Source organism: Pseudomonas arvensis, from assembly GCF_056688935.1.
Window position 1 is genome coordinate 5,462,883 of sequence record NZ_CP162038.1, and the last position, 15,536, is coordinate 5,478,418.

15 protein-coding genes are annotated in these 15,536 nt (G+C 61.0%); 12 read left to right on the forward strand and 3 right to left on the reverse strand.

Annotated features, from left to right (window positions below; translation table 11 throughout):
• The first annotated feature begins 12 nt into the window (after positions 1-12).
• Together hemL and AB3G88_RS24740 are read left to right on the forward strand one after the other, a co-directional pair.
• Positions 13-1,296, forward strand: a complete 1,284-nt coding sequence (gene hemL, locus AB3G88_RS24735; protein WP_191947566.1) for a glutamate-1-semialdehyde 2,1-aminomutase — start codon at positions 13-15, stop codon at positions 1,294-1,296.
• Between the two features lie 226 nt (positions 1,297-1,522).
• Positions 1,523-2,077, forward strand: a complete 555-nt coding sequence (locus AB3G88_RS24740) for a tetratricopeptide repeat protein (protein ID WP_099584686.1) — start codon at positions 1,523-1,525, stop codon at positions 2,075-2,077.
• An 8-nt stretch (positions 2,078-2,085) separates the two neighbouring features.
• Here the strand turns inward: AB3G88_RS24740 and AB3G88_RS24745 are convergent, their stop codons facing one another.
• Complete coding sequence (locus tag AB3G88_RS24745) at positions 2,086-2,412, reverse strand: DUF1820 family protein (RefSeq protein ID WP_003236992.1); 327 nt, start codon at positions 2,410-2,412, stop codon at positions 2,086-2,088.
• Positions 2,413-2,543: 131 nt separating this feature from the next.
• Between AB3G88_RS24745 and miaB the strand changes: the two genes are divergently transcribed.
• From miaB to lnt, 5 genes are all read left to right on the forward strand, one after another.
• Positions 2,544-3,872: a tRNA (N6-isopentenyl adenosine(37)-C2)-methylthiotransferase MiaB gene (gene miaB / locus AB3G88_RS24750; RefSeq protein ID WP_191959242.1), complete on the forward strand. Its 1,329-nt coding sequence runs from the start codon at positions 2,544-2,546 to the stop codon at positions 3,870-3,872.
• Positions 3,873-4,088: 216 nt separating this feature from the next.
• A complete protein-coding gene (locus AB3G88_RS24755; RefSeq protein WP_069673128.1) occupies positions 4,089-5,093 on the forward strand; it encodes a PhoH family protein in 1,005 nt (334 codons plus the stop codon).
• Positions 5,086-5,544, forward strand: coding sequence for an rRNA maturation RNase YbeY (gene ybeY / locus AB3G88_RS24760; protein WP_480452077.1), 459 nt, complete (start codon positions 5,086-5,088; stop codon positions 5,542-5,544). Before AB3G88_RS24755 ends, ybeY begins: the two co-directional genes overlap by 8 nt.
• A gap of 31 nt (positions 5,545-5,575) precedes the next feature.
• A complete protein-coding gene (locus tag AB3G88_RS24765) occupies positions 5,576-6,415 on the forward strand; it encodes a CorC family transporter (protein ID WP_005791724.1) in 840 nt (279 codons plus the stop codon).
• An 8-nt stretch (positions 6,416-6,423) separates the two neighbouring features.
• Positions 6,424-7,947: an apolipoprotein N-acyltransferase gene (lnt, locus tag AB3G88_RS24770; RefSeq protein ID WP_480452079.1), complete on the forward strand. Its 1,524-nt coding sequence runs from the start codon at positions 6,424-6,426 to the stop codon at positions 7,945-7,947.
• Positions 7,948-8,011: 64 nt separating this feature from the next.
• On the opposite strand, the gene AB3G88_RS24775 is transcribed toward lnt, so the two are convergent.
• Both AB3G88_RS24775 and AB3G88_RS24780 read right to left on the reverse strand, forming a co-directional pair.
• A complete protein-coding gene (locus tag AB3G88_RS24775) occupies positions 8,012-8,773 on the reverse strand; it encodes a YdcF family protein (protein ID WP_480452081.1) in 762 nt (253 codons plus the stop codon).
• Positions 8,774-8,872: 99 nt separating this feature from the next.
• Positions 8,873-9,190 (reverse strand): hypothetical protein, encoded by a 318-nt coding sequence (locus tag AB3G88_RS24780; RefSeq protein ID WP_099584681.1) that lies wholly within the window; start codon positions 9,188-9,190, stop codon positions 8,873-8,875.
• A gap of 261 nt (positions 9,191-9,451) precedes the next feature.
• Between AB3G88_RS24780 and leuS the strand changes: the two genes are divergently transcribed.
• The 5 genes from leuS to AB3G88_RS24805 all read left to right on the forward strand — a co-directional run bounded on the left by leuS (position 9,452) and on the right by AB3G88_RS24805 (position 15,529).
• On the forward strand, positions 9,452-12,058 hold the full coding sequence (gene leuS / locus AB3G88_RS24785) for a leucine--tRNA ligase (protein WP_400527412.1): 2,607 nt from the start codon (positions 9,452-9,454) through the stop codon (positions 12,056-12,058).
• An 88-nt stretch (positions 12,059-12,146) separates the two neighbouring features.
• Entirely contained in the window at positions 12,147-12,752 is a 606-nt protein-coding gene (locus AB3G88_RS24790) for an LPS-assembly lipoprotein LptE (protein ID WP_099584679.1), read from the forward strand.
• Positions 12,753-12,791: 39 nt separating this feature from the next.
• Positions 12,792-13,829, forward strand: coding sequence for a DNA polymerase III subunit delta (gene holA / locus AB3G88_RS24795; RefSeq protein ID WP_099584678.1), 1,038 nt, complete (start codon positions 12,792-12,794; stop codon positions 13,827-13,829).
• Positions 13,830-13,977: 148 nt separating this feature from the next.
• The gene (gene arfA / locus AB3G88_RS24800; protein WP_099584677.1) at positions 13,978-14,142 is read left to right on the forward strand and encodes an alternative ribosome rescue factor ArfA; all 165 of its coding nucleotides are present in this window, start codon (positions 13,978-13,980) and stop codon (positions 14,140-14,142) included.
• A gap of 61 nt (positions 14,143-14,203) precedes the next feature.
• Entirely contained in the window at positions 14,204-15,529 is a 1,326-nt protein-coding gene (locus tag AB3G88_RS24805; RefSeq protein ID WP_250925315.1) for a lytic murein transglycosylase, read from the forward strand.
• Positions 15,530-15,536: the final 7 nt, after the last annotated feature.

A 15,536-nucleotide genomic window follows, 5' to 3' on the forward strand; every position in this document is an offset into this window, starting at 1 on the left:
AGAGCCCTCACCATGTCTCGTTCCGAAACCCTGTTTGCCAATGCCCAGAAACACATCCCCGGCGGTGTGAACTCCCCCGTGCGTGCGTTCAAGAGCGTGGGCGGCACGCCGTTGTTCTTCAAGCATGCAGAAGGCGCCTACGTCACCGACGAAGACGACAAGCGTTATGTGGATTACGTGGGCTCCTGGGGCCCGATGATCCTGGGCCACAGCCACCCGGACGTGCTGGATGCGGTGCGTAAACAGCTGGAGCACGGGTTGTCCTACGGCGCCCCAACCGCCATGGAAACCGAGATGGCGGACCTGGTGTGCTCAATCGTGCCGTCGATGGAGATGGTGCGCATGGTCAGCTCCGGCACCGAAGCCACCATGAGCGCGATTCGCCTGGCCCGTGGTTTCACCGGCCGCGACAGCATCATCAAGTTCGAAGGCTGCTACCACGGCCACTCCGACAGCCTGCTGGTCAAAGCCGGCTCCGGCCTGCTGACCCAGGGCGTGCCAAGCTCGGCCGGTGTGCCGGCGGCATTTGCCAAGCACACCCTGACGCTGCCGTTCAACGACATTGCTGCCGTCGAGCAGATGCTCAGCGAAGTTGGCCAGGACGTGGCGTGCATCATCGTCGAGCCCGTGGCCGGCAACATGAACTGCGTACCGCCGGCGCCGGGCTTCCTCGAAGGCCTGCGCGAGCAGTGTGACAAGCATGGCGTGGTGCTGATTTTCGACGAAGTGATGACTGGCTTTCGCGTCGCCCTCGGCGGTGCCCAGGCGCACTACGGCGTGACGCCGGACCTGAGCACCTTCGGCAAGATCATCGGCGGCGGCATGCCAGTGGGCTGTTTTGGCGGCAAGCGCGAAATCATGCAACACATCGCACCACTGGGCCCGGTGTACCAGGCTGGCACGTTGTCCGGTAACCCGTTGGCCATGGCCGCTGGCCTGACTACCCTGCGGTTGATCAGTCGTCCCGGCTTCCACGCCGAGTTGACCGACTACACCACGCGTCTGCTGGATGGCCTGCAACAGCGTGCCGACGCGGCCGGTATCCCATTTGTCACCACGCAGGCGGGCGGCATGTTCGGCCTGTATTTCAGCGGTGCCGACGATATCGTCACCTTTGATGACGTGATGGGCAGCGACGCCGATCTGTTCAAGCGCTTCTTCCACCTGATGCTGGAAGGCGGGGTCTACCTCGCCCCGAGTGCCTTTGAAGCGGGTTTCACGTCGATTGCCCATGGCGAAACCGAGTTGCAACTGACCCTGGACGCCGCCGAGCGCGCATTCGCTGCCCTGAAATAAACGGTCGCAAAAATCTGGCGTCGCCATAGGTGGCGTCAGATTTGCTACTTTTCTGACAGAGCTTTCCTTATTTTTTCGAGAATTTACCTGCAATCCGGCAGATAACTTGCCCAAGCAGCAGAAAAACGAGTAAAGACTTTGTAAGCAGAGGCCTGCTTATTTCATAATGCGCGCTTATTGGATCCCGTGAGGGTCCGCGCGCCCCGTCAGAGGTAAGTCGATTCCCATGAAACGCACCGGCCGCACCCTGGTACTGGGCTGCCTGTTGCTCCTTCAGCCGCTGCTGGCACATGCCCAGGCAGGCGGCAACTCGTTGTTAATTCCAGCGATGGGTCGTTGCACCCTCAATACCCAGCCAGACAGCCAGGCCGAATCCCTGAGCGCGTGCCAGAAACAGGCCGACGACGGGGATGCGCAGGCGCAATACGAGTTGGGCGAGTACTTCCACGACAGTAAAAACCCGGCACGCGACCTCAACAAAGCCTTGAGCTACTTCGAGAAAGCTTCGTTGCAGGGCCACGCCCAGGCACAATTTCAGCTCGGCACCATGTTCTTCAAAGGCGAAGGCGTGCCGGCCAATAACGTTCAGGCGTATATCGTGCTGAAAATGGCCGCGGTCAACGGCGCCGAAGACGCGCTGGACACCGCCGACGAAGTCGCCGAGCACATGCAACGCGATGAGCTGGAAGTGGCCACCCAGGTGCTGGGCCAGATTTTCCGCAACTATCTTCAGGAATTGCAGAGTGCCGATGGGCGCTCGCCCTTCTCCCCCCTGCCCTGACAGCCGCCTTACTTTTCAGGCATCGGCATCGGAAATGGCATCACATTGCTCACGCCCCGCGCCTCGCTGATCTTGGGCGTGCCCAGGCGCTCGACTTCATCGATGCGCACGATCGAATGCATCGGCACAAAACTGCGCACCACGCCTTCGAACTGAGCCTTGAGCTTTTCTTCGCCCGGGTCGACGACCAATTGGGTGCGCTCGCCAAAGACGAACTCTTCCACTTCCAGAAAACCCCACAGATCACTTTGATAGATCTGCTTGGCGTACATTTCGAACACCTGGCCCTGGTTAAGAAAAATCACCTTGTAGATTGGAGCTTCACGTTTGGTCATGGTGGGCGAGCAACACATCGGGGATATAAAAGAGGGCGCGAACTATAGCATGGCACCCGATGCACAACGCTAGGAACCAATGGGCATGCCCCCTATAATGCGCGGTTCTTTACCACCAGTTGACGATTCCCATGGCCAAGAAGCTTTATATCGAAACCCACGGTTGCCAGATGAACGAGTACGACAGCTCGCGCATGGTCGATCTGCTGGGCGAACACCAGGCCCTGGAAGTCACCGCCCGCGCCGAAGATGCCGACGTAATCCTGCTCAATACCTGCTCGATCCGCGAACGGGCCCAGGACCGCGTGTACTCGCAGCTGGGCCGCTGGCGTGAATTGAAACTGGCCAACCCGGACATGGTCATCGCCGTCGGCGGTTGCGTGGCCAGCCAGGAAGGCGCCGCGATTCGCGACCGCGCGCCCTATGTCGATGTGGTCTTCGGCCCGCAAACCCTGCACCGCTTGCCGGAAATGATCGACGCCGCCCGTGTCACCAAGCTGCCTCAGGTAGACGTCTCGTTCCCGGAAATTGAAAAATTCGACCACTTGCCCGAGCCGCGTATCGACGGCCCAAGCGCCTACGTGTCGGTGATGGAAGGCTGCAGCAAGTACTGCACCTTCTGCGTGGTGCCCTACACCCGCGGTGAAGAAGTCAGCCGGCCATTCGACGACGTGCTGGCGGAAATCATCCACCTGGCCGAAAACGGCGTACGCGAAGTGACCCTGCTGGGCCAGAACGTCAACGGCTATCGCGGCCTGACCGAAGACGGCCGCCTCGCGGACCTGGCGGAGTTGATCCGCGTGGTGGCGGCTGTGGACGGTATCGAGCGCATCCGCTACACCACCTCGCACCCGCTGGAATTCTCCGACAGCCTGATCCAGGCCCACGCCGACGTGCCGGAGCTGGTCAAACACCTGCACTTGCCGGTGCAGTCGGGCTCGGACCGCATCCTGTCGGCCATGAAGCGCAACCACACCGCCCTGGAGTACAAATCCAAACTGCGCAAATTGCGCGCAGCGGTGCCGGGCATCTGCATCAGCTCGGACTTTATCGTGGGTTTCCCCGGTGAGACCGAAAAAGACTTCCAGCAGACCATGAAGCTGATTGAAGACGTTGGTTTCGACTTTTCCTACTCGTTCGTCTACAGCCAGCGCCCCGGCACACCGGCAGCTGACCTCGTGGACGAAACCCCGGAAGCGCTGAAAAAAGAACGCTTGAACGCGCTGCAGCACCGCCTGAATCAGCAGGGTTTCGAAATCAGCCGACAAATGGTCGGCTCGACCCAGCGCATTCTGGTCACCGACTATTCGAAGAAAGACCCGGGCGAGCTGCAAGGCCGTACCGAGAACAACCGAATCGTCAACTTCCGTTGCGACAACCCGACCCTGATCGGCCAGTTTGCCGATGTGCACATCGATGCGGCGCAACCGCACTCGTTGCGTGGCTCGCTGATCCAATAATTTTCAGATCATTGGAGATCAAAATGTGGGAGGGGGTTGGCCCCCGATGGCAGCGGATCAGATGGCCCACCTGTTTCTGACACTCCGCCATCGGGGGGCAAGCCCCCTCCCACATTTGAAACGTGCACATTCCGATAACGTAAGTGCTTTCGCACACAGGTCACTGGCGTTATTCTCTCTTTCACCTCAATTGCCAAAGGGCGGCTAAAAGCGACCTTGAACGCACCCATAGTAGAACCCCATCGTTTTATCCTTGAGCCATTTGAGGCTCGCCGTTTCGCCAATCTGTGCGGACAGTTCGACGAGCACCTGCGCCTGATCGAACAACGCCTGAGCATCGAAATCCGCAATCGCGGCAATCAGTTCGAGCTTATTGGTGAACCCCAACACACCACGTCTGCAGAAAACCTGCTGCGTCGCCTCTATCGCGAGACCAAGGGCAGTGAACTGTCACCGGAAACGGTGCACCTGTACTTGCAAGAGTCCGCTGTAGAAGACCTGGCCAACAACCCTGTGGCCGAAGCCAGCGTGGCCTTGCGTACCAAAAAAGGCATGATTCGCCCACGCGGCCTGAATCAGCAGAAGTACGTCAAGGAAATCCTCGGCAACGACATCAACTTCGGCATCGGCCCGGCCGGCACCGGCAAGACCTACCTGGCCGTGGCCTGTGCGGTCGACGCCCTGGAGCGCGAGCAAGTGCGCCGCATCCTGCTGGTGCGCCCGGCGGTTGAAGCGGGTGAAAAACTCGGCTTCCTGCCCGGCGACCTGGCCCAGAAGATCGATCCGTACCTGCGCCCGCTGTATGACGCGCTGTACGAGATGCTTGGTTTTGAATACGTGGCCAAGCTGATCGAGCGCCAGGTGATCGAGATCGCCCCGCTGGCCTACATGCGCGGTCGCACCTTGAACAACAGTTTCATCATCCTCGACGAAAGCCAGAACACCACCGTCGAGCAGATGAAGATGTTCCTCACCCGTATCGGTTTCGGCTCTACCGCCGTAATCACCGGCGACATCACCCAGGTCGACCTGCCCAAGGGCACCAAGTCCGGCCTGGGCCAGGTGATCGAGGTACTCAAGGACGTGCCGGGCATCAGCTTCACGCACTTCATGCCCAAGGACGTGGTACGCCACCCGTTGGTGCAGCGCATTGTCGAAGCCTACGAGCGCTTTGAACACCGCGACGATGGACTGTCAAAGGACGTTCGCCGCGATGCTTGAGCTTGACCTGCAACTGGCCACCGACGCGCCTGCCCCCCGCGAAGAGCAGTTCCGCCAATGGTGCGAGCTGGCCCTGCGCCAGCGCACTGCCGACTCGGAACTGACCATCCGTCTGGTGGACGAGCCCGAAGGCCGCGAACTGAACCACACATGGCGCCAGAAAGACTACGCGACCAACGTGCTGTCCTTCCCCGCCGACGTCCCCGACGAGCTGCTGGATATCCCGTTGCTGGGCGATCTGGTGATCTGCGTCGAGGTGGTTGAGCGCGAGGCGAAGGAACAAAGCAAGGAACTTGAAGCCCACTGGGCTCATCTAGTCATCCACGGCTGCTTGCATCTCTTGGGTTACGACCATATAGACGATGACGAAGCCGAGGAAATGGAAACACTGGAACAAACGTTGCTTGCCGAATTGGGTCACCCTGATCCGTATGCAGACGACGAAACCTAACTGACACAACAAAGGATTTAGAGTAATCGCTATGAGCGAAGACCGATCGAGCAACGGGCAAAAGTCATGGCTGGGTAAACTGACCCAGGCTTTTGCCCACGAGCCGAAAAACCGCCAGGAGCTGCTGGAGCTGCTGCGCGAGGCCCACCAGAACAAGTTGCTGGACAGCGAAGCGCTGGCCATCGTCGAAGGCGCCATCCAGGTGGCTGACCTGCAAGTCCGGGACATCATGGTCCCGCGCTCGCAGATGATCAGCATCAAGGCGACCCAGACCCCACGGGAATTCCTCCCGGCCGTGATCGACTCGGCGCACTCGCGCTACCCGGTCATCGGTGAAAGCCATGACGACGTCATGGGCGTCCTGCTGGCCAAGGACCTGCTGCCGCTGATCCTCAAGGAGAACGGCGACAGCTTCAACATCAAGGACCTGCTGCGTCCGGCCACCTTCGTGCCCGAATCCAAGCGCCTGAATGTGCTGCTGCGCGAGTTTCGCGCCAACCACAACCACATGGCCATTGTGATCGACGAATACGGCGGCGTGGCTGGCTTGGTGACCATCGAGGACGTGCTGGAACAGATCGTCGGCGACATCGAAGACGAGCACGACGTCGAAGAAGACAGCTACATCAAGCCGCTGCCGAGCGGCGACTTCCTGGTCAAGGCCCTGACACCGATCGAGAACTTCAACGAGTTCTTCGACAGCGAATTCTCCGATGATGAGTTCGATACCGTTGGCGGCCTGGTGATGAGTGCGTTTGGCCACCTGCCAAAACGTAACGAGACCACTGAGATCGGCGCGTATCGCTTCCGCATCCTGAATGCGGACAGCCGTCGTATCCACTTGATCCGCCTGACTCCGATTGCCCGCTAAGGACTGACATGCGCCGTTTGATCGCACCCGGCTGGCCCGGTAACTTGCTGGCCGTGGTGGCCGGCGCCATCACCACCCTGGCGCTGGCGCCGTTCGATCTGTGGCCGTTTGCACTGGTCGCAGTCGCAGTGTTTTATATCGGCCTGCGGGAACTGACACCCCGCCAGGCCCTGGGCCGTGGCTGGTGTTTCGGTTTCGGTCTGTTCGGCGCGGGGACCAGCTGGATTTACTACAGCATCCACCACTTCGGCGGCGCTTCGGTGCTGCTGGCGGGGTTCTTGATGCTGCTGTTCACCGCCGCCATTGCCTGGTTCTTCGCCCTGCCCGCCTGGCTGTGGGCGCGCTGGCTGCGCCGCAATGAAGCGCCGTTGGCGGACGCGCTCACGTTTGCCGCAGTGTGGGTCGGCCAGGAAGCCTTTCGCGGATGGTTCCTCACCGGTTTCCCGTGGCTGTACTCCGGTTACAGCCAGCTCGATGGCCCCCTGACAGGCCTGGCGCCCATCGGCGGGATGTGGCTGATTTCCTTCGCGCTTGCGCTGACTGCAGCCCTGTTGTGCAACCTGCCGCGCCTGTTGGCGGGCAAGCGCAATGCCTTTATCGGCGCAGGGCTGGTGTTGCTGGTCGCCCCCTGGGCCATCGGACTGGCGCTCAAGCATCACGCCTGGACGGCTCCGTCCGGCGCGCCGCTGACCGTGGCCGCCATCCAGGGCAACATCGAACAAAGCATGAAATGGGATCCGGAGCAGCTCACCGCGCAGTTGGCGCTGTACCGTGACATGAGTTTCAGCTCAAAGCCCGTCGATTTACTGGTGTGGCCGGAAACGGCGGTGCCGGTGCTCAAGGAATCCGTCGAGGGTTACCTGGGCATGATGGGTAAGTTCGCGGCCGACCGGCACACCGCGCTGATCACCGGCGTACCGATTCGCCAGGAAGTGCACCACCAGAAGCGCTACTTCAACGGGATTACCGTGGTGGGCGAAGGTGATGGGACTTACCTCAAGCAGAAGCTCGTGCCCTTTGGCGAGTACGTTCCGCTGCAAGACGTGCTGCGCGGACTGATTGCCTTCTTCGACCTGCCGATGTCGGACTTCGCTCGCGGCCCCGCCGACCAGGCGATGTTGCAGGCCAAGGGCTATCAGATAGCGCCGTTTATTTGCTACGAAGTGGTGTACCCGGAATTTGCCGCCGGCCTGTCGGCCCAGAGCGATCTGCTGCTGACCATCAGCAATGACACCTGGTTTGGCCGCTCCATCGGCCCGTTGCAGCACCTGCAAATGGCGCAGATGCGCGCGCTGGAAGCGGGGCGCTGGATGATCCGCGCCACCAACAATGGCGTGACCGGGCTGATTAATCCGTATGGCCAGATCACCGTGCAGATCCCGCAATTCGAACGCGGCATTCTCTACGGGGAAGTGGTGCCGATGCATAACCTCACGCCGTACCTGCAATGGCGCTCGTGGCCGCTGATCATCGTGTGCCTGATGCTGTTTGGTTGGGCGTTGCTCGCGGCCCGCATGTCGAAAACCGTCTAACAGACCAACACCGAAACAAATGTGGGAGGGGGCAAGCCCCCTCCCACATTTTTGACTTATGGTGTTATTGATAGAACAGCCGATACCCCACCTGCCCCACCGCTTCATTGATCAACTGCCCGCTTTGCCACACCGACTTGAACTCCGGCATCCAGCCGCCCAGTGGCCGGGCGTTGTCCACGCCAAGGAAGCCCACGGGCGCCGGCACCACGGTAAAACCGGCCTTTTCAAAACTCCACACTGAACGCGGCATGTGCCAGGCCTGTGTCACCACGACCACGCGCTTGATCCCCTCGGGCAGTAGAATCTCGGCACTCATTTGCGCATTCTCCCAGGTGGTGCGGCTGCGCTCTTCCTTCCAGCGTACCGTCACGCCGAAATCATCCTGCATCGACACCGCCATCAGCTCAGCTTCGCTGGGCGGCGTGCCGTAGTGCAATCCACCGGTGATGAGCACCGGCAGGCCGGACGCCTTGGCCAATCGGGCGGCATACCGCTGGCGCTCCAGGCCGATACCGGTAGGCTGGTCAGTGCCCCATGCGGGGTCCCCGCGCTCACGCCCCGAGCCCAGTACCACGATGGCATCGGCGCGCTGGGCCAACGTCGACCAGTCTTCACGAGCCAAGGGCGGTGAGGTTTCCAGAGCGCGCGCGCCCCACTCCACCGCCACCGGCAGGCTGATCAACCACATGCCGCCCAAGCCCAAGGCGAAGCAACATCCGGCCAAACGTGGACGGCTGCGACGAAACCACCAGGCAAGGGCTAGCAGCAGCAAAAGAATGCCGGGAGGCAGGAGCAGTTGTTTGATGAAATAACGAATAGGCATCGGGCATCTCCATAGATGCCCGAAGCCTAAGGTGTAACGGGGTTTAGCGACAATCTCTACAGTGACATAGCGCAGTGGTGTGGTTCTGCGGGGAGTGAACTACTTGTAGCGGGCGGACCGGAATGTTTCCGGGCCACGACCGGCCGGCAAGTCCTTGAGCCACACCACCTTGGCAGAGTGCGTAGGCTCCTGGGCTGGCGGAGTTGCCACCCAAGGGGGCGCACTGCGCTTGTTGCGTTCCAGATAAGCCTTGATCAGTTCCAGCTCTGCACGGCTCAACCCGCGCAGTTCCAACTCGACAGGCCGTTCATCACGCAATCGGCCCGCTGTTCTCGCTGCATCCAATGCACGACCCAATCGGTCGATCAGTCCTTCGTAGACTTCCGGTTTCGTTGCGATTCGCTGCGATTCAACCATCCCCTCACCTCATTGAAGAAAGACTTGCTCCCCAATAAACAGCGTAGCCCCCGTAGCTACGCCTGCCCGGCGCCGCGACAGACGGCCTCGGCTGCGCAATCAGGGTTTCCCTCGATAGAGTGGGGTCATGTATGCTACGGCGCTTCCTGTAACTCCACTTCCCGCAGGGTTTGGGCACGGACGCGCCGCTTTTTGGTGTCGAACAACCTGAACGTTGCACCGAAGAGGATTAGGCCACCCCTATCCAGTTCAAAAGTAGCCATGCACGAACAATATCAGCCCCGTGAAATAGAAAATGCCGCCCAAACCTTCTGGGACGAGCAAAAGTCCTTTGAAGTCAGTGAACAGCCGGGCAAGGAAACTTTCTACTGCCTGTCGATGTTCCCTTACCCCAGCGGCAAGCTACACATGGGGCATGTGCGCAACTACACCATCGGCGACGTGATTTCCCGCTACCAGCGCATGCTCGGCAAAAACGTTCTGCAACCCATGGGTTGGGACGCCTTCGGCATGCCGGCAGAAAACGCCGCGATGAAAAACAACGTGGCTCCCGCCAAGTGGACCTACGAAAACATCGCCTACATGAAGACCCAGCTGCGCAGCCTGGGCCTGGCGGTGGACTGGTCCCGCGAAGTGACCACCTGCAAGCCGGATTACTACCGCTGGGAACAATGGCTGTTCACTCGCCTGTTCGAAAAAGGCGTGATCTACCGCAAGAACGGTACCGTGAACTGGGACCCGATCGACCAGACCGTGCTGGCCAACGAACAAGTCATCGACGGTCGCGGCTGGCGTTCCGGCGCGGTGATCGAGAAGCGCCAGATCCCGATGTACTACTTCAAGATCACCGCCTACGCGGATGAGCTCCTGTCGAGCCTCGACGATCTGCCGGGCTGGCCTGAACAGGTCAAGACCATGCAGCGCAACTGGATCGGCAAGTCCAAGGGCATGGAAGTGCAGTTCCCGTACAACGTCGATTCCATCGGCGAAGCGGGCGCGCTCAAAGTCTTCACCACCCGTCCGGACACTTTAATGGGAGCGACTTACGTCGCCGTGGCCGCCGAACACCCGCTGGCTACCCTGGCCGCACAGAACAATCCTGAACTGCAGGCGTTCATCGCCGAATGCAAAGGCGGCAGCGTGGCCGAAGCCGACGTCGCCACCCAAGAGAAAAAAGGCCTGCCGACCTCGCTGTTCGTCGAGCACCCGCTGACCGGCGAAAAACTGCCGGTGTGGGTCGCCAACTATGTGCTGATGCATTACGGCGACGGCGCGGTAATGGCTGTGCCGGCCCACGACGAGCGCGATTTCGAGTTCGCCGTCAAATACAACCTGCCGATCAAGCCCGTCGTGCGTACCAGCGCCGGTGACACCACCCCGACGCCTTGGCAGGACGCTTACAACGAACACGGCACACTGATCAATTCCGGTGAATTCGACGGCCTGGACTTCCAGGGCGCCTTCGACGCCATCGAAGTCGCACTGATCAAGAAGAACCTCGGCGCCTCGCGCACCCAGTTCCGCCTGCGCGACTGGGGCATCAGCCGCCAGCGTTACTGGGGCTGCCCGATCCCGATCATCCACTGCGATACCTGCGGTGACGTGCCGGTACCGGAAGACCAACTGCCGGTCGTACTGCCCGAAGACGTGGTGCCGGATGGCGCCGGTTCGCCGCTGGCGCGCATGCCCGAGTTCTACGCGTGCAGCTGCCCGAAATGCGGCGCCCAGGCCAAGCGTGAAACCGACACCATGGACACCTTCGTCGAGTCCTCGTGGTACTACGCCCGCTACGCCTCGCCTCACTACGAGGGCGGCCTGGTGGAAAAATCCGCAGCCGACCACTGGTTGCCGGTGGATCAGTACATTGGCGGTATCGAACACGCCATTCTCCACCTGTTGTACGCGCGCTTCTTCCACAAGCTGATGCGCGACGAAGGCCTGGTGAGTTCCAACGAGCCGTTCAAGAACCTGCTGACCCAGGGCATGGTGATCGCCGAGACTTACTATCGCCGCGAAGCCAATGGCGCCTACACCTGGTTTAACCCGGCTGACGTCGAGCTTGAGCGTGACAGCAAAGCCAAGGTCATCAGCGCCAAGCTGATCGCCGACGGCCTGCCGGTGGAAATCGGCGGTACCGAGAAAATGGCCAAGTCGAAGAACAACGGCGTCGACCCACAGTCGATGATCGACCAGTTCGGCGCCGACACCTGCCGTTTGTTCATGATGTTCGCCTCGCCGCCTGACATGAGCGCCGAATGGTCCGACTCCGGCGTCGAAGGCTCGCACCGCTTCCTCAAGCGTGTCTGGCGCCTGGCTCACGCCCATGTCAGCCAAGGCCTGCCGGGCAAGCTGGACGTGGCATCCTTGAGCGACGAGCAGAAACTCATCCGCCGCAGCACTCACCTGGCCATCAAGCAAGCCAGCCAGGATGTGGGCCAGAACCACAAGTTCAACACCGCCATCGCCCAGGTGATGACGCTGATGAACGTGCTGGAAAAAGCCCCGCAAGTGACCGAACAGGACCGCGCCCTGGTACAGGAAGGCCTGGAAACAGTCACCCTGCTGCTCGCGCCGATCACCCCGCACATCAGCCACGACCTGTGGAGCCGTCTGGGCCACAGCGACGCTGTCATCGATGCGCGCTGGCCGGTGCAGGATGACAGCGCGCTGGTACAGGACACGCTGCAACTGGTGATCCAGGTCAACGGCAAACTGCGTGGCCAGATCGACATGCCGGCCACTGCCAGCCGTGAAGAAGTCGAAGCCGCCGCACGCGTCAACGAGAACGTGCTGCGCTTTACCGAAGGCCTGACGATCCGCAAAGTGATCGTGGTGCCTGGCAAACTGGTCAATATCGTCGCTAGCTAATCGGATCGGGCGCAGGGCTTGAGCCCTGCGCCGAACAAAGCCTTCAGGGCCTCGATAAGGCCCACATGGTTTCAAGGGGAGCAACAAAATGATCAAACGCAATCTGCTGGTTATGGGCCTTGCCGTGCTACTGAGCGCTTGCGGCTTCCAGCTGCGCGGCACCGGAACCAATGAACTGACGATCAAGGAACTGGATGTCAGCGCACGCGACGCTTACAGCGAAACCGTGACCCAGCTGCGCCAGGTCCTGGAAAACAACGGCGTACACGTATACACCGGCGCAACCTACAAGCTGTTCCTGGCGAACGAGAAAGAAACCCAGCGCAACCTGAGCTACGCCAGCGCCGGCCGTGCGTCCGATATCGAACTGAGCACCGTACTGAGCTTTGAAGTCCAGGGCCGTGATCACCTGCCATTGATGGGTGACAACATCCAGGTGCAGAAAATCGTCAGCCACGACGGCAACAACCTGGTAGGTTCGGACGCCGAAATCACCCAGGTGCGCCAGGAAATGCGTCGGGATCTGGTGCAACGCATGGTCCTGCGCCTGTCGATGCTGACCCCGCAACAGCTGGAAACCTTGCAGCAAGCCGCTGACAACAAGGCCAAGGCGGACGCCGACGCACTTAAAGCCGCAAAAGAGTACGAAGACAACACGCCGAAACAGTCGCCTGTTGAAGTGCCTGCCGAGTAAGCCGGACGGGGCGCCCCAGGCGCCCCGCTCTACCTGCCTATGAAACTCGCCCCCGCCCAACTCGCCAAACACCTGCAAGGTAGCCTTGCGCCTGTCTACATCGTCAGCGGTGATGACCCGTTGCTGTGCCAGGAAGCTGCCGACGCCATCCGTACCGCCGCGCGCCAGCAGGGCTTTGATGAACGCCAGGTCTTCAGTGCCGACGCCAGCTTTGACTGGGGCACGCTGCTGCAAGCCGGTGCGAGCATGTCGCTGTTCGCCGAAAAACGCCTGCTGGAACTGCGCCTGCCCTCGGGCAAGCCCGGCGACAAAGGCGCTGCGGCGTTGATGGAATACTGCTCGCGGCCCGCTGAGGACACGGTCTTGCTGATCAGCCTGCCCAAACTCGACGGCAGTGCGCAGAAGACCAAATGGGGCAAGGCCCTGGTAGAAGGGGCTCAGACCCAGTTCATCCAGATCTGGCCGGTGGACAGCAATCAGTTGCCACAGTGGATTCGCCAGCGCCTGTCTCAATCAGGGTTGTCTGCAACGCAAGACGCCGTAGAGTTGATCGCCGCTCGGGTCGAAGGCAACTTGCTTGCCGCCGCCCAGGAGATCGAAAAACTCAAGCTGATGGCCGAAGACGGACAGATCACTGTCGAGACCGTTCAAGGTGCCGTGGCAGACAGCGCGCGTTTTGACGTGTTTGGACTGGTGGATGCAATCCTCAACGGCGAACCCGCCCACGCCTTGCGCATGCTCGAAGGTCTGCGCGGCGAAGGGGTGGAGCCGCCGGTGATTCTCTGGGCCCTGGCCCGTGAGCTGCGGGTCTTGGCCAATATTGCCCTGCAATACAGCCAGGGCACGCCGCTGGACAAGTGTTTCAGCCAGGCCCGGCCGCCAGTGTGGGACAAGCGCAAACCCTTGATGAGCAAGGCCCTGCAACGGCACACAGCGCAACGCTGGGCGCAGCTGTTGCTTGAGGCGCAGCGCATTGATGCGCAGATCAAAGGCCAGGCAGCCGGTTCGCCCTGGATGAGCCTCAGTCGCTTGTCGCTGTTGATGGCCGGCCAACGCCTGACACTTCCCGCCGAATAGCCCCTCTTTTAAAAAAACTGCAAAACCAATATGGGAGGCGGCAAGCCCCTCCCACGCTTTTGATTGCGCTTACAATTGATGGGCTTTACAGCGACCGAACTTCGGCAGATTATTTGCACCGCTTCCCTCCCCCAAGAGAGTCAAGACCATGAGCAAAAAGCCATCCAAGCATGGCCCCAACAAGGCCAAATCCATCATCGCCCAGCCACTGTTCCGAGCCCGTCAGGAACGCGCCGGCAAGGGCAAAGGCAGCTACCGCCGCGAAGCCTTCCAGTCTAATAGCTGGGAGGCTTCTTACTTTCTGGCTGCCTGAAGGCAAGCGCCCCTCCGGCATGATAAGGTCTGTGTCTGATTTGTAATCCCTGGACCTGTGCATGCCCTCTCGTCTTTCCCGTCATTGGCACCTTCGCCAATTGATCGCTGCCTCCAGCCTCATTCTGCTTGTCGCCTGCGCGGAAAAACCCACCGCCGCCGACGCTCAACCCCTGCCCAAACTCCAGACCGCACCCGTGATAGCGCCCGCTGTCGTGGCCCCGCTGGCCGTGGATAACCTCGACATCCAACCGACCCAGACCTTCGCCGAATGGCAGGCCGGCTTCCGCGCACAAGCCCTGCAGGCCGGCATTACCGCCGCCGTGTTCGACAATGCGTTCGCCAATGTCACCCCGGACATGGCGGTGATCCGTGCCGACCGGAGCCAGCCGGAGTTTTCCCGCCCGGTGTGGGAATACATCGACGGCGCTCTGTCGCCACTGCGCGTGCGCAATGGCCAGGCGCTGCTGATCAAGTACGCCGATATCCTGCAAAGTATCGAACAACGCTATGGCGTCGACCGCCAGGCGCTCGTCTCGGTGTGGGGCATGGAGAGTAACTTCGGCCAGTTCCAGGGCAACAACTCGGTAATCCGCTCCCTGGCGACCCTGGCCTACGAAGGCCGGCGCCCGGCCTTTGCCCAGGCGCAATTGCTGGCGGCCCTGCAGATCATCCAGCACGGCGATATCCAGGCCGACCAGATGAAAGGCTCCTGGGCCGGCGCCATGGGCCAGACCCAATTCATCCCGACCACCTACAACACCCATGCCGTGGACTTCGATGGCGACGGTCGCCGCGATATTTGGAACAGCCCGGCCGACGCCCTCGCCTCCACCGCGCACTACCTGCAAAGCTCCGGTTGGCAGAAAGGCCAGCCGTGGGGGTTCGAGCTCAAACAACTGCCGGCGAACTTCGATTACGCCTTGGCCGATGGCGGCACCCGCAAGACCGTCGCCGAGTGGCTGAAACTGGGGGTCCAGTTACCGCCGGGCGCAAGCATGCCGGCCAATGTCGACCAGCTCTCCGCCGCCCTGCTGCTGCCTGCGGGCTATCGCGGCCCGGCGTTTCTGGTGCTGGATAACTTCCGCGCGATCCTCAAGTACAACAACTCGTCGTCCTATGCGCTGGCGGTTGGCCTGCTGTCGGAACGGTTTGGGGGCGGTGGCGTGATTCGTGGCGAATGGCCAAAAGATGAGCTGCCGCTGAGTCGCTCCCAGCGTATGGATTTGCAGACGGCGTTGAATGCCAATGGCTACGACGCGGGCAACCCGGATGGGATCATCGGCGCCAACACCCGCAAGGCGATTCGTGCGGCGCAGCAGGCGCTGGGCTGGCCGGCGGACGGGTATCCGACCGTGAAGCTGCTGGAGTCCCTGCAAAACCGCTAGATCTGCG